Here is a 17,414-nt window from a genome sequence, read left to right on the forward strand (position 1 = left end):
GCAGGCGCGAGCCTGCAGCCCCATATCGGCCCCATGTACTCCCGCAGCAGCGAACCCGTCCGTTTCGAGCGCGACTGCGCCGCCGTCATGGTGCCGCAGGGCGAAGCCGTGACCCTGCCCGCCGGCAGCGTCGGCTACATCACCCAGGGCCTCGGCGGCAGCTATACCGTCTTCGTCGAAGGCAACCTGTTCCGGATCGCGGGCAAGGACGCGGACGCGATCGGCAAGGAACCGGAGCCGGAGCTGGAACTGCCCGCCGACGCCGGCGACGAGGAAGTCGAGGCGATGGTCTGGCGCCAGCTGCGCACCTGCTTCGACCCGGAAATCCCGTTCAACATCGTCGACCTCGGCCTGGTCTACGAGGCCAACCTGCGCCACCGCGACGACGGCACCCGCGCGATCGACGTGAAGATGACCCTGACCGCGCCCGGCTGCGGCATGGGCGAGATCCTGGTCGACGACGTGCGCAGCAAGCTCGAGCAGATCCCCACCATCGCCGAAGCCGACGTCGAACTGGTTTTCGACCCGCCGTGGGGCCGGCACATGATGTCCGAGGCCGCCCGGCTCGAGACCGGGATGTTCTGATCGCCTGGAGCGATCTGATGGCGTAGCCGGACATTGCCGCAGGCCCGCATCCGGCGCGACGCGCCTGCACGGTCCCGGCACCCGTATCCTCGTCGTTTCCCAGCCCCGGATGCGCTTCGCTTATCCGGGCTACGGGCCGTCGCTTACGCCCGGCTGATCGCCGCCGCCTGCGCCTGCAGCACGCGCACCGCGTCCGCCGGCGCCAGTTCCAGCAGCAGGCCGCGCTGGCCGGCGTTGATGTAGACGCTGGCCTCGGCCATCGCGTCCTGCTCGAACCACACCGGCGCCGGCCGCTGCTGCCCGAACGGGCTGATCCCGCCGACCTTGTAGCCCGTGCGACGCTCGGCCTCGGGCACTTCCATCATCCGCGCGGCCTTGCCGCCGGCCGCCGCGGCCAGCGCCTTCGGCTGCAGCTGGCGGTCGCTGGGCAGGACCACGCATACCGCGCGCGTATCCACCCACGCCATCAGCGTCTTCAGCACCCGCGACGGCGGCACGCCCAGCGCCGCGGCCGCCTGCAGGCCCTTGCCGCCCGCGCTGGCCTGCGCGTCGGGGTCGTAGTCGTACGGGTGCAGCCGGTAGGCGATCCCGGCCGCATCGAGCGCGCGGGTGGCCCGGGTCGCCATCGACATCGGCCTGGCCTCAGATCGGCTCGAAGCGGTTGGCGGCCACGTTCTTGCGGACCTTGTCGGGGTCCCAGACCAGGCCGTTCATGGCGATGTACACGCCTTCCGGCAGCGACTGCACCGCGCCGATCGCGCAGCCGATGTTGAACTCCGCGTCCGAACCGCGGAAGCGCGCCGGGCTCAGCGCGCCGGTCATCACGATGGTCTTGCCCGGGATCGACTTCAGCACCTTGCCGGTCTGCACCATGCTGTCGGTGCCGTGGGTCACGAGTACGTGGCGGGTCGGCTGCGCGGCGATCGTGGCGCGGACCAGCTCGCGGTCCTCGTCGGTGATGTGCAGCGAATCCTTGCGCAGGATCGGGATCACGCTGAAACGGAAGCTGACGCCCAGCTCGCGCAGGATCGTGCCGATCTGCGGTTCGCCGATCTGGTAGTCGGACTTGTCGTCGAAGTAGATCTTGTCGATGGTGCCGCCGGTGGTGACGATCAGCAGTTCTTCCATTGCATTGCCCTGGTGCCGGCGCGCGCGCCGGACATGATCGGTGAGGCGGGCCGGCAGGCGCCGGGGCCGCGAAGTGCATCCATTATCGGTCCAAAGCCGGTGAAGGCCGTAGGCGTCGCGTGCAGGAACGTCCAGCGGCGCCACGCAGCGCGTGGGAGCTTCAGCCGCGCCGCCGCCCGAAGCGCGCCTGCAGCCCCGGCCAGCTCACCGTGGCGATGACCACCAGCGACAGCACGATCGCCAGCCACGCGAACAGCGCCTCGCCAGGGCGGGTCCAGGCGACCATCACCCCGTGGCTGAACCAGCCCAGGGCGAACACGCCGCCCCAGAACGCCGAACGGCGGCCGCCGCGCCATGCCGGCACCGCCAGCAGCAGCGGCGGCAGCGCGAACACCAGCAGCGCAGCGACCGCATGGCGGTCGGCATGGAACCAGGCCGCGTAGAGCAGGGCCAGCGCCAGCAGCGCGGCGCCGGCGATGCGCGCGGAGGTCGGCGCGGCCATCAGCGCGCCAGCCGCGAGGCGATGTCGGCCAGGCGCCGGCCCAGCGCACGCGCCAGTGCGGCTTCCTCTTCGGTCGGCTGCGGATCGTCCTGCAGGCCGGCCACGTGGCTGGCGCCGTAGGGGGTGCCGCCGCTGCGGGTGGTGTTGAGCGCCGCCTCGGTGAACGGGATGCCGACGATCACGCAGCCGTGGTGCAGCAGCGGCACGTGCATGGTCAGCAGGGTCGATTCCTGGCCGCCGTGCTGGGTGGCGGTGGAGGTGAACACCGCTGCCGGCTTGCCGGCGAGCATGCCGCTGGCCCATTCGCCGCCGAGGCCGTCGAGAAAGTGCTTCACCGGCGCGGCCATGTTGCCGAAGCGGGTCGGGCTGCCCAGCGCCAGGCCGGCGCATTCGGCCAGGTCGGAAAGCTGCACGTAGGGCGCGCCGTCCTCGGGCACCGGCGGGGCGGCCTGCTGGGTCACCGCCGCCACCGGCGGCACCGTGCGCAGGCGCGCCTGCATGCCCGGGGCCTCCTCGACGCCCCGCGCGATCTGCCGCGCCAGGCGCGCGACCGAGCCGCCGCGGCTGTAGTACAGGACCAGGATCTCCGCCATCGGGACCATCCACCGGGAAGGGGCCGCCATTATCGACGAAGCGCCGCCACTGCGGCTTTCCCCGTGCTTCGGGTAGGCTTGCGCCGATGGCCATCGGTCCGGACTTCGCAAGCTGGCGCCAGCGCGTGCACGAGCGCGTGCTCGACCGCGCGCGGACGGTGTCCTTCGCCCGCTTCCTGTGGCGGCGCTTCCTCGACGACAACCTGTTCCAGGCCGCCGCCGCGCTGGCCTACACCACCGCCTTCGCCCTGGTGCCGCTGGCGGTGGTGGTGCTGGGCGTGCTGTCGGCATTCCCGGCTTTCCGCGACCTCAGCGGCGAGCTGGTCGACTACGTGACCTCCAACTTCGTGCCCAGCGCCGCTCGGGCGATCAACGAGCACATCGCCGGGTTGCGGAACCGGACCAGCCAGCTTACCGCCGCCGGTATCGTGGCCCTGGTGGTCTCGCTGCTGGTGACGCTCAACAGCGTCGAGGCGACCTTCAACCGCATCTGGCGCGTGGCCAGCGCGCGGCCGCGGCTGTCGCGCTACCTGGTCTACTGGACCGTGCTGACCCTGGGCGCGCTGCTGGCGGCGGCCTCGCTGTCGGTGTCGGCGCGGTTCTTCTCGATGGAGCTGTTCCAGTCGCCGCAGGGCCAGTGGCTGGCCAACCTCAGCCTGGGCATGACCCCGGTGCTGATCGAGCTGGCGGTGGTGATGATCGCCTACCGGGTGGTGCCGCACCACACGGTGAAGTGGCGGCACGCCTTCGCCGGCGCGCTGCTGGCCGTGCTGCTGCTGGAGGCGATCAAGTCCGCGCTGGGCCTGTACCTCGGCAGCTTCGAGGGCTACCAGAAGCTTTACGGCGCGATGGCCTTCATCCCGGTGCTGATGCTGTGGATCTTCCTGGGCTGGGTGGCGATCCTGCTGGGCGCCTCGCTGGCCTCGTCGCTGGCCGCGTTCCGCTACCAGCCGGCGTCGATGCGCCTGCCGCCGGGTTACGAGGGCTACGCGCTGCTGCGCCTGGTCGGGCGCTTCCAGCAGGCCCGGCGCGCCGGCGAGGGCCTACACACCGAGCAGATGCTGGCGCTGGAGCCGATGCTCACCGATTCGCTGCTGCAGGAATTCCTCACCCGGCTCGATGCGATCCGCCTGGTGCGTCGCGACGAGCGCGGCGAATGGCTGCTGGCGCGCGACCTCGACGACCTGACCCTGTCCGAACTCTACGAAGCCTGCCAGCTGCGCATCCCGATCGACGAGGCCTGGCTGCCGTGCCGCGACGATACGCTGGGCGAGGCCGTGCACGCGGTGTTTAACGACCTGCGCCTGCCGTTGCGCGATGCACTCAAGCGCCGCGTCGGCAGCATCTTCCCTTCCCCCCAGGACCCGACCGGAGCCTGACCATGCGTCTTCCTTTCCCCCTCGCCGTGCTGGCGCTGCCGCTGCTGCTGGCCGCCTGCACGCAGGAACCGCCTGCGCCCGCCGCGCAACCCGGTTCGACCTCCGCGGCTCCGCCCGCGCCCGAAGCGCCGGCTGCGCCCGCCGAACCGGAAGCGCCGCCGCCGGGCGTGGTCGAGCGCACCGCGGAGCAGCCGCGTTTCTCGGCGCTGGCGGTGGACGGGAAGATGTACGACCTGGCCGCGCACCGCGGCCGCTGGGTGGTGGTGAACTTCTGGGCGACCTGGTGCAAGCCGTGCCTGAAGGAGATGCCGGAGCTGTCGGCGCTGCACACCATGCGCGAGAACATCGAGGTGGTGGGCCTGGCCTACGAGGACGCCACGGTCGAGGAGATGCGCGCCTTCCTGGCCGAGCATCCGGTCTCGTACCCGATCGTGATCCTCGATCCGCTCAGCCCGCCGCAGGATTTCGCCACGCCGCGCGGCCTGCCGATGACCTACCTGCTGTCGCCGGACGGCAAGGTCGCGCGCCAGTTCCTGGGGCCGGTCACCGCCTACGACATCGAGACCGCGATCGGTTCCGGCGGCGGGGCGCCATGAACGCGCCGCGCCAGGCCCGGCGCTGGCGCGTGAGGGGCCGCGTGCAGGGCGTGTTCTTCCGCGCCTCCACCCGCGAGCAGGCGCTGCGGCTGGAGCTGGACGGCAGCGCGGTCAACCTCGACGACGGCAGCGTGGAAGTCGTGGCGGCCGGCCCGGAGGTGGCGCTCGGCGAGCTGGAGCGATGGCTGCGGGTCGGTCCCCCGGCCGCGCGGGTCGATGCGCTGGAGCGCCTGGAGGCGCCGGATGCCGGCCAGGTGCCGGCGGGGTTCGCGATCGGCTGAGCCGCCGGTGCGGGCGGCGTTACGCTGTTACTCGCGCAGGCGCGGGCGCAGCGTCGCCAGGTTGCAGGGCCTGGTCCGCGAATCGAGCTGGCGGCGGATGATCCGCTCCCAGGCGGTGCGGCAGGCCGAGGTCGAGCCGGGCAGGGCGAACAGGAAGGTGGCGTTGGCCAGTCCGGCGAAGGCGCGCGACTGCAGCGAGGACGTGCCGATCTCCTCGAAGCTCACCGCGCGGAACAGCTCGCCGAAGCCGGGCATTTCCTTGTCGAGCAGGGGCAGCAGCGCCTCCGGGGTGGAGTCGCGCCCGGTGAAGCCGGTGCCGCCGGTGACGAGGATGCCGTCGACCTGGGGATCGGCGATCCACTGCGAGACGACGGCGCGCAGGCGGTAGCGGTCGTCAGGCAGCAGGTCGCGCGCATGGACGCGGTGTCCTGCTTCGGCGAGCGCGGCGGCAAGCCAGTCGCCGGAGGTGTCGTTGTCCGGCGTGCGCGTGTCCGACACGGTCAGCACGCAGACGTTGAGCGGAATGAAGTCGGAGCTGGCGGTCATGGGACATAGCCTATACGCGTCGGCTCCCTTGCGCGCGCGATGTGTGGATACCCCGGGAGTAGGGCTGGGTCGCGCTGGGTAGCGCGCATCGAGTGGCAGGCTTCAGGCGGAGCCGCGGCAGCGCGGGCGGTGCCGGGAATGAACAAGGGCGTTGGCGACGTCTGGCGCGTCGCCACGTGCCAGTTGCGCCACCGCATGCGCAGCGCCGCTTGAAAGCATTGGCGTGGCCGGCTTCGGACGGAGCCGCGGCAGCGCGGGGGGCGCCGGGAATGAACGAGGGCGCCGGCGACGTCTGGCGCGTCGCCACGCGCCAGTTGCCACACCGCATCGCACTGCGATCTGTGGATGAGAGGTCCGCTTTCCCGTGGCCGGCTTCGGACGGAGCCGCGGCAGCGCGGGGGTATGGCGCATCGCGCGGTTCCGCCGTCCATGGCTCCAACGCGCGAACGCGGGCCATCCATGGCCTGCTTGCGCCATACCCCCGCGCTAACGCGTATTTCGGCGCGTTGGGGTCGTGGCTTCGTTCTCTCCCCTCTCCCACCGGGAGAGGGGCTGGGGGAGAGGGTAGGGACCTCTCGCCACGCCAACACGCCGACCCTCTCCCCAACCCCTCTCCCGGGGGGACAGGGGCTTTTGCACGCGCGGCCTATAGAAGCCCCGGCCTCAACGCCGCCCGAGGACGTCGTCCCAAGGGGTGTCATCAGCAGGCCGCGGCTGATGCGGCAAGGAAGCTGGCGCGTGGCGACGCGCCGGACGTCGCCAGCCCCCTTGTTTCATTCCCGGCGCGGTGCAAGCAGCACATGGATGTGCTGCGCTCGCGCGTTGGAGCAGGACGCGGAACCGCGCGATGCGCCATACCCCCTTGGGGCGGCGGCCCCGTCCGAAGCCCGCTCTGCCACTGCCGCTGTTGCTGTTGCTCTCGCTCTTGCCGCTGCAGCGGCAAGACACCGGTCCGGTGAACTCGAGGCGTCCGATGAGGACGCGGCAGCCAGTCCCCTGGATGCGGCCTTCGGCCTTATCCGGGCTACGCACGCTGGCACACCGACCCTCTCCCCCAACCCCTCTCCCGGTGGGAGAGGGGCTTCGTACGCGCGGACCATGGAAGCCCCGGGCTCAAGGCCGCCCGAGGGCGTCGTCGCAGGCTCACGTGACTGCTGTTGCTTTCGCTCTTGCCGGTGCAGCGGCGAGGCGGTGGTGCGGCGGGCTTACTCCGCCGTCAGGCGCGCCAGTTCGTCGGCCTGGTGTTCCTGCTGCAGGCGGGTGACCAGCGGGTCGAGGTCGCCTTCGAGGATGTTGGGCAGGTCGTACAGGGTCAGGCCCTCGACGCGGTGGTCGGTGATGCGGCCCTGCGGGAAGTTGTAGGTGCGGATGCGCTGGCTGCGGTCGCCGCTGCCGACCTGCAGGCGCCGGCTCTCGGCCTGTGCCGCCTGCTGCCTGCTGCGCTCGGCTTCCAGCAGCTGCGCCTTCAGCCGCTTCATCGCCTTGTCGCGGTTGGCGTGCTGGCTGCGCTCGGTCTGGCTTTCCACCACCACGCCGGTCGGCAGGTGGGTGATGCGGATGGCCGAATCGGTCTTGTTGACGTGCTGGCCGCCGGCGCCCGAGGAGCGGAACGTGTCGATCTTCAGGTCGGCCGGATTGATGGCGACGTCCTCGACCTCGTCGGCCTCGGGGATGATCGCCACCGTCGCCGCCGAAGTGTGGATGCGGCCCTGCGATTCGGTCGCCGGCACGCGCTGCACGCGGTGCGTGCCCGACTCGAACTTCAGCTTCGAATACGCGCCGCGGCCGACGATGCGCGCGACGATTTCCTTGTGCCCGCCATGCTCGCCGGGATTCTCGGACTCGACCTCGACCTTCCAGCCCTGCCGCTCGGCGTAGCGCGCGTACATGCGGAACAGGTCGCCGGCGAAGATCGCCGCCTCGTCGCCGCCGGTGCCCGCGCGCACTTCCAGGAACAGGTTGCCGTCGTCGCGCGGATCCTTCGGCACCAGCAGCAGCGCCAGCTCGCCGTCGAGTTCCTCCAGGCGCTGGCGCGCGCTGGCGATCTCTTCCTCGGCCAGCTCCGCCAGTTCCGGGTCGTTGCGCATCGCCTCGGCCGCGGCCAGGTCGGCCTTGGCACGGGCTTCGGCGGCCAGCGCGGTGGCGACCGGTTCAAGCTGGGCGAATTCGCGCGACAGGTCGCGGAAGCGCGCGTTGTCGGCGACCACGGCAGGGTCGGCGAGGAGGCGTTCGAGTTCTTCGCGGCGCTCGGCCAGCGCTTCAAGCTTTCGGCGCAGGCTCGGGGTCATCGGGCGGTCGCGGCGTCGGGGTCTGGATGGACGGGTGGGAGTAGGGCGGCTGCAGCGGGAACAGCCGGTCGGCGGCGCGCGCCAGTTCGGTGTCGCCGGCGAGCGCGGCTTCGCGCAGCGCGGCGGTCGGCGGATGCAGCAGGCGGTTGGTGAGGCTGTGCGCGAGGTGCTGCAGCACCTCGTCCGGATCGCGCCCGGACGCCAGTTGCTGGCGCGCGCGGGCGAGCAGCTCGTCGCGGGTGGCATCGCCGAGCGCGCGCAGGCGGCGCAGCGAATCCTGGCGGCCACCGGCGCGCAGGGCTTCCATGAAGCGGGAGACCTGCATGTCGATGATCGCTTCGGCCGCCTCGGCCGCCTCGTGGCGACTGCGGCGGTTCTCCTCGACGGCCCGCTCGAGGTCGTCGACGGTGTAGAGATAGGCATCGGACAGCCCGGCCACGCCGGCGTCGATGTCGCGCGGCACGGCCAGGTCGAACAGCAGCACCGGCTTGCGCCGGCGTGCGGCCAGCGCGGCCTCGACCTGGGCCTGGCGCAGCACCGGCTCGCGGGCGGCGGTGGCGGAGAACACCACGTCGGCCTCGGCCAGGTGGCGGTCGATCTCGGCCAGCGGCAGCGCGTAGCCGCCGTGGCGGGTGGCCAGGTCCTGGGCGTGGGCGAGGGTGCGGTTGGCGACCAGCAGGCGGCCGACGCCGCCCTTGGCCAGGTGGCGCGCGGCCAGCTCGATGGTCTCGCCGGCGCCGATCAGCAGCACCGTCGAATCCGGCAGCGAGGCGAAGGTGTCCTGCGCCAGGCGCACGGCGGTGGAGGCCACCGAGACCGGATTCACGCCGATCCGGGTGTCGGTGCGCGCGCGCTTGGCCACGGCGAAGGTCTGCTGGAACAGCCGGTCGAGGTTGCCGCCCAGCGCACCGTGCTCGCGCGCCAGCGCCCAGGCGTCCTTCACCTGGCCGAGGATCTGCGGCTCGCCCAGCACCATCGAGTCCAGGCCGGTCGCCACCCTGAACAGATGGCGTACGGCGTCGGCGTCGCGGTACCGGTACAGGTAGTTGCCGAGGCCCTCGGCGTGGCTGTCGAGCCAGCCGGCGAGGACGTCCCCGTCCTCGGCCACCGCGTAGATCTCGGTGCGATTGCAGGTCGACAGCAGCGCCGCCTCGGATACCCGGGGCAGGGCGCGCAGCGAACACAGCGCCTGGCCCAGCGCATCGCCGGCAAAGGCCACCCGTTCACGCAGGTCGACCGGCGCGGTCTGGTGGTTGAGGCCGATCAGCCACAGCGTCATGTTCAGGGGCTTGCGATAATCTGCTGGCTTCTTGGGCCCCATTTTACGGCCCGGTGGGTGCCAATGCCCGTACCTGAGCTTTCCGTTCCCGACACTGGACGCCCGCGTCCGCCTTTCCATCGCCGCCGCCTGGTCGGGCTGCTGCTGGTCCTGGCGGCCCTCTCGGCCCCGCTGCAGGCCCGCCAGGCCCCGGCGGACGTCCCGCTGGAACCGTTGCTGGCCGGCGAATACGCCTTCCAGGCCGGGCAGCTGGCCGACGCGGCGCGCTGGTACCTGGAGGCGGCCCGCGCCGCCGACGGCGACGTCCTGCTGGCAGAGCGCGCCACCCGCATCGCCATGCTGGCCAACGACGATGCCCGCACCGGCCAGGCCTTGGCCCTGTGGCGGCAGCGGGCGCCTGACTCGCTGGCGCTGCGCTCGGCGGGCATCTCGCTGGCCCTGCGCAAGGGCGAGACCCGCAAGGCGAAGCGCGAACTGGTGGCGCTGATGAAGTCCCCGGACCCGCGTGCCTGGCGCTACGCGCTGGCGGCGCTGGGCGGCGGCCGCGATCCGGCGGTGGTCGCGAGGGTCATGGACCAGCTGGTCGGCGCCGGGGCGATCCCGGACGAGCTGGTGGCCTGGCAGGAGTTCGGCCGGCTGTCGCTGCGCCTGGACGCGCCGAAACTGTCGCAGCGCATCGTCGCCGAGATGGTGCGCCGCTTCCCGGGCGAGCCGCGGGTGGCGATCCTGCGCGCCGGCCAGCTCAACCAGGTCGGCGACCGCGACCAGGCGAAGGCGCTCCTGGCCCAGGTCGAGCCGCGTGCGGCCGAGGATCCGGAGGTGCGCGGCATGCTTGCCCTGGCCTACGAGGCGCTGGGCGAATACGGCGCCGCCGCGCGGGTGGTGGCGACCGGCCCGCAGGACATGCGCACCTGGGGCATGCGCGCCTCGCTGCTGGCCCGGGCCGACGACAGCGAGGGCCTGGACGCGCTGTACCGCGACCTGTCCGAATCCGACCGCGGCCACCCGGACCCTGCCCGGCGCATGCTGCTGGGGCGGATCGCCGAATTCCTCAAGCGCCCGGCCGAGGCCGTGGACTGGTACCGCGGCGTCGCCGGCGGCCCCGAACGGGCCGAGGCGCGGATCCGGATCGCGGTCGCGCTGTACGAGCTGGGGCGAGCGGAGGAGGCCTACGCCGAGGCCCGCAGCCTGCAGAACGACGCCTCCAGCAACGACGACGCCCGCCGCAACGCATACCTGCTGGAGGGCGAGCTGCGCCAGCGCGCCGGCGACGCCGAGGGCGAGATCGATGCGCTCGGCCGCGGCCTGGCCGCCTATCCGGACGAGCCAGCGCTGCTCTACGCCCGCGCCCTGGCCTGGGAGCGCCAGGACCGCATCGACCGCGCCGAGGCCGACCTGCGCAAGGTGCTGGTCGCCGACCCGGAGAACGTGGCTGCGCTGAACGCGCTGGGCTACACCCTCGCCGACCGCACCCAGCGCTACCAGGAGGCGCTGGAGCTGATCGACCGCGCCCGCGTCGCCGAGCCGGACAGTGGCGCCATCGTCGACAGCTACGGCTGGGTGCTCTACCGGCTGGGTCGCAACGAGGAAGCGCTGGTCGAGCTGCGCCGCGCCTGGGGCCTGCAGAAGGATCCGGAGATCGGCGCCCATCTCGGCGAGGTGCTGTGGGTGATGGGCCGGCACGAGGAAGCGCAACGCTATTTCGCCGAGTCGCACCGCCTGGATCCGGCCAACCGTTCCCTGCGCCGCGCGCTGGAGAAGCTGGGCCTGCCGCTGCCGGCGGCGGAAGAGAAGCCCGAAGAGGGCGAGGGCGCGGTGGAGGCCGGGCCCGCTGCACCTGCCGACGCCAGCGGCCAGGCGTCCTCCGCGCCCGAACCGGCGAAGACCCCCGGGCCTGCCGATCCGGCCCCGGCGACCGCACCGGAGACCGCCCCGTGAGCCGCGCCTGGCGTGCGGCCGGCCTCGGGCTGGCCCTGGTCCTGCTTGCCGGCTGTACCGCCGCCCCGGTGCGCCCGACCGCCCCCGCCGTGGACCCGGCCCAGGCGCAGGCGCACCAGGAGGCGCGGCGCGTGCAGCTGGAGGCCATGCCGGCCTGGTCGCTGCAGGGCCGGCTGGCGGTCAGCGTCGGCGACAAGGGCGGCAGCGGCCGCCTCGACTGGCAGCAGGAGGGCCAGGAATGGCGGGTCGCGCTCAGCGCCCCGGTCACCCGGCAGAGCTGGCGGCTGAGCAACGGGCCCCTGGGCGCCACCCTGGAGGGCCTGGAAGGCGGCACCCGCTCCGGCCCGGACGCAGGTGCGCTGCTGCTGGAAGCCACCGGCTGGCCGATCCCGGTCGAGGAGCTGGCCTGGTGGGTCCGCGGCCTGGCCTCGCCCGGCGCGGAACTGGAATTCGGGGCCGACGGCCGGCCACGGCGCCTGCTGGCCGGCGGCTGGACCGTGGACTACCAGGAATGGTCGGCCGCCGGCGACGGCTGGCCGGACATGCCGCGGCGCCTCCAGGCCCAGCGCGAAGGCGTCCGCGTGCGCCTGGTCGTCGACCAGTGGGGGAGTCCGTGAGCGGAGGCTGGAGCGAGTGGCCGGCACCGGCCAAGCTGAACCTGTTCCTGCGCATCACCGGCCGCCGCGCCGACGGCTACCACGAGCTGCAGACCGTGTTCCGGATGCTCGACTGGGGCGATACGGTGCGCCTGCGCCCGCGCGCGGACGGCCGGATCGTCCGCCACGGCGACCGCCTGCCGGGCGTGGAAGACGCCGCCGACCTCGCGGTGCGCGCGGCGGTCCTGCTGAAAGATGCGGCGAACTGCGCCCAAGGTGTCGACATCCACGTCGAAAAGCGCATTCCGGCCGGTGGCGGCTTCGGCGGCGGCTCGTCCGACGCGGCGACCGTCCTGTGCGCCCTGGACCGGCTCTGGGGGCTGGATCTGGGCGAGGACCGCCTGGCCGGGCTGGGCCTGCGCCTGGGCGCCGACGTGCCGGTGTTCGTCCGCGGCCGTACGGCCTGGGCCGAAGGGGTAGGGGAGCGGCTGGTGCCGCTGGACCTGGCGCCGGCCTGGTACGTGCTGGTCGACCCCAGGGTCCATGTGCCGACCGCCGCGCTGTTCCAGTCCCCCGATTTGACGCGGGATTCCCCGCCCGCGAAAATATCGGACTTCGCTGACGGATCCGTGCTCGAGAACGCGTTCGAGCCGGTCCTGCGCCGCCGCGAACCGGTCGTCGAGGCCGTGTTCGAGGAGCTGGCGCGGATCGGTACGCCGCGCCTGACCGGAACCGGAAGCGGTTGCTTCGTCGAATTCGCCCACCGTGACGCGGCGCAGGAGGCACTGGCGCGATTGCCGCGACGGTTGCACGCCTGGGTCGCGGCCGGCGTTTCGGATTCGCCGCTGCGCGCCGCGCTCGCGCGGACGCAGCGGGATTGATCCAGGGGCGTCGCCAAGAGGTCCAAGGCACCGGGTTTTGATCCCGGCATCCGCAGGTTCGAATCCTGCCGCCCCTGCCACACAGGCGCCTTCGCGGCGCCGGAAGTGAACACGGAAGTCCGCCATGCGGTTTTCCAGCCCCTACAACCTGATCCAGGCCGACGCCGGCATGTCCAAGATCCAAGACGACCGCAACCTGCTGGTGTTCAGCGGCAACGCGAACAAGCCGCTGGCCGAGAGCATCTGCCGCGAACTGGGCATCCGCCAGGGCAAGGCGCTGGTGTCGAGGTTCTCCGACGGCGAAGTCCAGGTGGAGATCGAGGAGAACGTCCGCCGCCAGGAAGTCTTCGTGATCCAGCCGACCTGCGCGCCGACGGCCGAGAACCTGATGGAGCTGCTGGTGATCATCGACGCGCTCAAGCGCGCGAGCGCCGCCTCCGTCACCGCGGTGGTGCCGTACTTCGGCTACTCGCGCCAGGACCGCCGCCTGCGTTCCTCGCGCGTGCCGATCACGGCCAAGGTCGCGGCCAAGATGTTTACCGCGGTGGGCACCGACCGGGTGCTGACCGTTGACCTGCACGCCGACCAGATCCAGGGCTTCTTCGACATCCCGGTCGACAACGTCTACGCCTCGCCGCTGCTGCTGGCCGACATCTGGCGCGCCTACGGCACCGAGAACCTGATCGTGGTCTCGCCGGACGTGGGTGGCGTGGTCCGCGCCCGTGCGGTGGCCAAGCGCCTCGACGACGCCGACCTGGCGATCATCGACAAGCGCCGCCCGCGCGCCAACGTGTCGACGGTGATGAACATCATCGGCGACGTCGAGGGCAAGACCTGCGTGATGGTCGACGACATCGTCGACACCGCCGGCACCCTGTGCGCCGCTGCCGCCGCCCTCAAGGCGCGCGGCGCGACCAAGGTCGCCGCCTACTGCACCCACGCCGTGCTCTCGGGCCCGGCGGTGGACAACCTCAACAACTCCCAGCTCGACGAGCTGGTGGTGACCGACACCATCCCGCTGTCGCCGGCGGCGCGCAGCTGCCCGCGCATCCGCCAGGTCAGCGTGGCCGAGCTGCTGGCGGAGACCATCCGCCGCATCGCCTTCGGCGAATCGGTCAGTTCGCTTTACGTGGATTAAGAGCCGGGATTCGGCGTTGGGGATTGGGGATTCGTAAAAGCTCTTCCCAATCCCGAATCACGAATCACCGCTTTCATCGGCCTCCCTGGTCGCGGGGAAGCCACCCAAGCCGCCGCGAGGCGGTTCATCAACCTAGGTAGTTAAAAACAATGGCAACTCATGTGATCAACGTCGAACGTCGCGAGGACGAGGGCAAGGGTGCGAGCCGCCGCCTGCGTCGCGACGGCAAGGTTCCGGCGATCGTCTACGGTGGCGAGCTGGCCCCGGTCAAGATCCAGCTGGACCACGAGAAGCTGTGGCTGGCCCAGCAGAACGAGTGGTTCTACTCGTCGATCCTGGACCTGAGCCTCAACGGCGACGTGCAGAAGGTCCTGCTGCGCGACATCCAGCGCCACCCGTACAAGCAGCAGCTGATCCACCTGGACTTCCAGCGCGTCAGCGACAACGAGATCCTGCGTGCCGCCGTGCCGCTGCACTTCGTCAACGAAGAGAAGTCCCCGGCCGGCAAGACCGCCGGCGTGGTGATCATGCACGAGCTGACCGAAGTCACCGTGGCCTGCCTGCCGAAGGACCTGCCGTCCTCGATCGAGGTCGACCTGGCCGAGCTGGCCGTCGGCGCCGTCGTCCACCTGTCCGACCTGAAGCTGCCGGCCGGCGTCGAGCTGCCGGAGCTGAAGCTGGGTGCGGACCACGACGTGGCCGTGGTCGTCGCCAAGCAGGCCCGCGGCGAGGAAGAAGCCCCGGCCGCGGAAGGCGAAGAGCAGAAGTAAGCCCCTGCGTTCCCGCCCGGCACGCCGGGCGGGAACCGTGGCTGCGTCATCGCGATGGCGGAACTGCGACTCATCGTCGGGCTGGGCAATCCCGGTCCCGAACACGCGAACACCCGGCACAACGCCGGGTTTCGTTTGGTCGACGCGCTGGCCGAGCGGGCCGGCGTGCGTTTCGGCCTGGAATCGAAGCTGTTCGGCGAGACGGCCAGGGTCGACATCGGCGGCCGCAACGTGTGGCTGCTGAAGCCGGCGACCTACATGAACCTGTCCGGCAAGTCGGTGGCGGCGGCGCTGCGCTACTGGAAGATCGCGCCGGAGGAGGCGCTGCTGGTCCACGACGAACTCGACCTGCCGCCGGGCACGGCGCGGCTGAAGTTCGACGGTGGCCACGGCGGCCAGAACGGCCTGCGCGACACCATCCAGCACCTGGGCCATGGCAGGTTCCACCGCCTGCGCATCGGCATCGGCCATCCCGGGCACAAGGACCGGGTGACCGGCTGGGTGCTGGGTCGGGCCGGCAAGGACGACCAGGTCCTGATCGACCGCGCCATCGACGAAGCGATCGACGTGCTGCCGCTGGCGGTGGCCGGCGACTTCAACGAGGCGATGAAGCGGCTCCACACCAGCAAACCATGATTGGTCATTGGTGATTGGTGATTCGCAGGGGCCCCTTGGCTGTCCCGAATCCCCAATCACGAATCACGGATCCCGGATCTCGAAATGGGCATCAAATGCGGCATCGTCGGCCTGCCTAACGTCGGCAAGTCGACCCTCTTCAACGCGCTGACCAAGGCCGGCATCGCCGCGGCCAACTTCCCGTTCTGCACGATCGAGCCGAACGTGGGCGTGGTGCCGGTGCCGGATCCGCGCCTCAACCAGCTGGCCGAAATCGTCAAGCCGGAGCGGGTGGTGCCGACGGCGGTCGAGTTCGTCGACATCGCGGGCCTGGTCGCCGGCGCCGCCAGCGGCGAAGGCCTGGGCAACAAGTTCCTGGCCCACATCCGCGAGGTCGACGCCATCGCCCACGTGGTCCGCTGCTTCGAGCACCCGGACATCGTCCACGTGGCCGGCAAGGTCGACCCGGTGTCGGACATCGAGACGATCGATACCGAGCTGGCCCTGGCCGACCTGGACAGCGTGGAAAAGGCGCTGAACCGCGCCGAACGCTCGGCCAAGGCCGGTGAAAAGGATGCGATCGCCCGCAAGCCCGTGCTGCAGAAGCTGCATGCCGGCCTGAGCGAGGGCAGGCCCGGCCGCGCGCTGGGCCTGGACGAGGAGGAGCGGGCCCTGGTCCGCGACCTGTTCCTGCTGACCCTCAAGCCGGTCATGTACGTGGCCAACGTCCTGGAGGACGGCTTCCACGACAATCCGCTGCTGGACGCCGTGCGTGCCCGCGCCGAGGCCGAGGGTGCCGAGGTGGTACCGGTCTCGGCCGCCATCGAGGAGGAGCTGGCCCAGCTGGAGGACGAGGACCGGGACACCTTCCTGGCCGACCTGGGCCTGGACGAGCCGGGCCTGAACCGGGTGATCCGCGCCGCCTACAGGCTGTTGGGCCTGCAGACCTACTTCACCGCCGGGGTGAAGGAGGTCCGCGCCTGGACGGTCAAGGCCGGGGCCACCGCGCCGCAGGCCGCGGCGGTGATCCATACCGACTTCGAGAAGGGCTTCATCCGCGCCGAGACCATCGCCTTCGACGACTTCATCAAGTACAAGGGCGAGGCCGGCGCGCGCGAGGCCGGGCGCATGCGCCTGGAGGGCAAGGAGTACCGGGTGCAGGAAGGCGACGTCCTGCACTTCCGCTTCAACGTCTGAGAAGAAAACGTAAAAAAAGATGCCGGATGCGTTGACAGAAACATCCGGCATCGCCAGAATAGCGGGCTGTTTCACCCCGGACGTAAATCGGTCGCGGTGAAAGGTCAGGAGGGATACCCAAGCGGCCAACGGGGGCAGACTGTAAATCTGCTGGCTTACGCCTTCGGTGGTTCGAATCCACCTCCCTCCACCAGTTTTTTCGAGTAGCGGCACGGAACAAAACGAGGCAAAATCCCGGGGCGGCAATCCGGGAAGCTGGTCCCCCTCGCGGGAGTAGTTCAATGGTAGAACCTCAGCCTTCCAAGCTGATGGTGCGGGTTCGATTCCCGTCTCCCGCTCCATTGCACTGCAGGTCCGGCCGCACGCAAAACCAGGTTTCCACGCTCACGTAGCTCAGTCGGTAGAGCACCTCCTTGGTAAGGAGGAGGTCGATGGTTCGATTCCATTCGTGAGCACCATGTTCGGCGGGTCCAGGCCCGCAGGACCCCGCCCTTCATGGGCCGGGTTTTCCACCACCACAAGCGGTACTCCACCTACAACCGTCAGCGAGATAGGCAGCCATGGCCAAGGGTAAGTTCGAGCGCACCAAGCCCCACGTGAACGTGGGCACCATCGGTCACGTTGACCACGGCAAGACGACGCTGACGGCGGCGCTGACGAAGATCGGTGCGGAGCGTTTCGGTGGCGAGTTCAAGGCGTACGACGCGATCGACGCCGCTCCGGAAGAGAAGGCTCGCGGCATCACGATCTCGACCGCGCACGTCGAGTACGAATCGCCGACCCGCCACTACGCGCACGTTGACTGCCCCGGCCACGCCGACTACGTCAAGAACATGATCACCGGTGCGGCGCAGATGGACGGNGCGATCCTGGTGNNNTCGGCGGCCGACGGCCCGATGCCGCAGACCCGCGAGCACATCCTGCTGGCCCGCCAGGTGGGCGTGCCGTACATCGTGGTCTTCCTGAACAAGGCGGACATGGTGGACGACGCCGAGCTGCTGGAGCTGGTGGAGATGGAAGTCCGCGAGCTGCTGAGCAAGTACGACTTCCCGGGCGACGACACCCCGATCATCAAGGGTTCGGCGCTGAAGGCGCTGGAAGG

18 protein-coding genes, 4 tRNA genes and 1 pseudogene are annotated in these 17,414 nt (G+C 70.9%); 16 read left to right on the top strand and 7 right to left on the bottom strand.

Annotated features, from left to right (window positions below):
* Positions 1-33: 33 nt before the first annotated feature.
* Positions 34-585 carry a putative Fe-S cluster assembly protein SufT gene (gene sufT / locus M503_RS0106595; protein WP_028919913.1) on the top strand — a complete coding sequence of 184 codons (552 nt, stop codon included), beginning with the start codon at positions 34-36 and terminating at the stop codon, positions 583-585.
* 143 nt (positions 586-728) lie between these two features.
* Here the strand turns inward: sufT and ybaK are convergent, their stop codons facing one another.
* The 4 genes from ybaK to wrbA all read right to left on the bottom strand — a co-directional run bounded on the left by ybaK (position 729) and on the right by wrbA (position 2,808).
* Positions 729-1,217 (bottom strand): Cys-tRNA(Pro) deacylase, encoded by a 489-nt coding sequence (ybaK, locus tag M503_RS0106600; RefSeq protein ID WP_028919914.1) that lies wholly within the window; start codon positions 1,215-1,217, stop codon positions 729-731.
* Between the two features lie 10 nt (positions 1,218-1,227).
* Positions 1,228-1,713, bottom strand: a complete 486-nt coding sequence (locus M503_RS0106605) for an asparaginase domain-containing protein (protein WP_024869437.1) — start codon at positions 1,711-1,713, stop codon at positions 1,228-1,230.
* Positions 1,714-1,873: 160 nt separating this feature from the next.
* On the bottom strand, positions 1,874-2,215 hold the full coding sequence (locus tag M503_RS0106610; RefSeq protein ID WP_024869436.1) for a DUF2069 domain-containing protein: 342 nt from the start codon (positions 2,213-2,215) through the stop codon (positions 1,874-1,876).
* Positions 2,215-2,808 carry an NAD(P)H:quinone oxidoreductase gene (wrbA, locus tag M503_RS0106615; protein WP_037060754.1) on the bottom strand — a complete coding sequence of 198 codons (594 nt, stop codon included), beginning with the start codon at positions 2,806-2,808 and terminating at the stop codon, positions 2,215-2,217. Before wrbA ends, M503_RS0106610 begins: the two co-directional genes overlap by 1 nt.
* Positions 2,809-2,894: 86 nt before the next feature.
* Between wrbA and M503_RS0106620 the strand changes: the two genes are divergently transcribed.
* The 3 genes from M503_RS0106620 to M503_RS0106630 are packed head-to-tail and all read left to right on the top strand — an operon-like array spanning position 2,895 to position 5,064.
* A complete protein-coding gene (locus M503_RS0106620; protein WP_051414339.1) occupies positions 2,895-4,187 on the top strand; it encodes a YihY family inner membrane protein in 1,293 nt (430 codons plus the stop codon).
* Positions 4,184-4,783: a TlpA disulfide reductase family protein gene (locus M503_RS0106625; RefSeq protein ID WP_028919917.1), complete on the top strand. Its 600-nt coding sequence runs from the start codon at positions 4,184-4,186 to the stop codon at positions 4,781-4,783. The genes M503_RS0106620 and M503_RS0106625 overlap by 4 nt, the downstream gene beginning before the upstream one ends.
* The gene (locus M503_RS0106630) at positions 4,780-5,064 is read left to right on the top strand and encodes an acylphosphatase (RefSeq protein ID WP_028928154.1); all 285 of its coding nucleotides are present in this window, start codon (positions 4,780-4,782) and stop codon (positions 5,062-5,064) included. The genes M503_RS0106625 and M503_RS0106630 overlap by 4 nt, the downstream gene beginning before the upstream one ends.
* Before the next feature lie 27 nt (positions 5,065-5,091).
* On the opposite strand, the gene moaB is transcribed toward M503_RS0106630, so the two are convergent.
* From moaB to hemA, 3 genes are all read right to left on the bottom strand, one after another.
* On the bottom strand, positions 5,092-5,610 hold the full coding sequence (gene moaB / locus M503_RS0106635) for a molybdenum cofactor biosynthesis protein B (protein ID WP_028919919.1): 519 nt from the start codon (positions 5,608-5,610) through the stop codon (positions 5,092-5,094).
* 1,205 nt (positions 5,611-6,815) lie between these two features.
* Entirely contained in the window at positions 6,816-7,898 is a 1,083-nt protein-coding gene (gene prfA, locus M503_RS0106640) for a peptide chain release factor 1 (RefSeq protein ID WP_028920686.1), read from the bottom strand.
* On the bottom strand, positions 7,870-9,177 hold the full coding sequence (gene hemA / locus M503_RS0106645; RefSeq protein WP_028920687.1) for a glutamyl-tRNA reductase: 1,308 nt from the start codon (positions 9,175-9,177) through the stop codon (positions 7,870-7,872). The genes prfA and hemA overlap by 29 nt, the downstream gene beginning before the upstream one ends.
* A gap of 63 nt (positions 9,178-9,240) precedes the next feature.
* Here hemA and M503_RS15860 point away from each other — a divergent pair.
* From M503_RS15860 to M503_RS0106705, 12 genes and pseudogenes are all read left to right on the top strand, one after another.
* Positions 9,241-10,947: pseudogene (locus tag M503_RS15860) on the top strand (tetratricopeptide repeat protein); the annotation flags it as partial.
* Positions 10,948-11,111: 164 nt separating this feature from the next.
* Positions 11,112-11,732 (top strand): lipoprotein insertase outer membrane protein LolB, encoded by a 621-nt coding sequence (lolB, locus tag M503_RS0106655; protein WP_028920688.1) that lies wholly within the window; start codon positions 11,112-11,114, stop codon positions 11,730-11,732.
* Positions 11,729-12,592 carry a 4-(cytidine 5'-diphospho)-2-C-methyl-D-erythritol kinase gene (gene ispE, locus M503_RS0106660; protein WP_028920689.1) on the top strand — a complete coding sequence of 288 codons (864 nt, stop codon included), beginning with the start codon at positions 11,729-11,731 and terminating at the stop codon, positions 12,590-12,592. Before lolB ends, ispE begins: the two co-directional genes overlap by 4 nt.
* A gap of 3 nt (positions 12,593-12,595) precedes the next feature.
* Positions 12,596-12,672: transfer RNA gene (locus tag M503_RS0106665), tRNA-Gln, on the top strand.
* A gap of 98 nt (positions 12,673-12,770) precedes the next feature.
* Entirely contained in the window at positions 12,771-13,730 is a 960-nt protein-coding gene (locus M503_RS0106670) for a ribose-phosphate diphosphokinase (RefSeq protein ID WP_028920690.1), read from the top strand.
* A 149-nt stretch (positions 13,731-13,879) separates the two neighbouring features.
* On the top strand, positions 13,880-14,500 hold the full coding sequence (locus tag M503_RS0106675; RefSeq protein ID WP_028920691.1) for a 50S ribosomal protein L25/general stress protein Ctc: 621 nt from the start codon (positions 13,880-13,882) through the stop codon (positions 14,498-14,500).
* Positions 14,501-14,554: 54 nt separating this feature from the next.
* Positions 14,555-15,136 carry an aminoacyl-tRNA hydrolase gene (gene pth / locus M503_RS0106680; RefSeq protein ID WP_028920692.1) on the top strand — a complete coding sequence of 194 codons (582 nt, stop codon included), beginning with the start codon at positions 14,555-14,557 and terminating at the stop codon, positions 15,134-15,136.
* A gap of 84 nt (positions 15,137-15,220) precedes the next feature.
* Positions 15,221-16,312: a redox-regulated ATPase YchF gene (ychF, locus tag M503_RS0106685; protein ID WP_028920693.1), complete on the top strand. Its 1,092-nt coding sequence runs from the start codon at positions 15,221-15,223 to the stop codon at positions 16,310-16,312.
* 107 nt (positions 16,313-16,419) lie between these two features.
* Positions 16,420-16,505, top strand: a tRNA-Tyr gene (locus tag M503_RS0106690).
* Positions 16,506-16,579: 74 nt separating this feature from the next.
* Positions 16,580-16,653: transfer RNA gene (locus M503_RS0106695), tRNA-Gly, on the top strand.
* A 41-nt stretch (positions 16,654-16,694) separates the two neighbouring features.
* Positions 16,695-16,770: transfer RNA gene (locus M503_RS0106700), tRNA-Thr, on the top strand.
* Between the two features lie 102 nt (positions 16,771-16,872).
* Positions 16,873-17,414, top strand: a 542-nt coding sequence (locus tag M503_RS0106705) for a GTP-binding protein (RefSeq protein WP_028928155.1), incomplete at its 3' end; no start/stop codon positions are given.

It is taken from the genome of Pseudoxanthomonas suwonensis J47, from assembly GCF_000513955.1.
GTDB classification, from domain to species: Bacteria; Pseudomonadota; Gammaproteobacteria; order Xanthomonadales; family Xanthomonadaceae; genus Pseudoxanthomonas; species Pseudoxanthomonas suwonensis_C.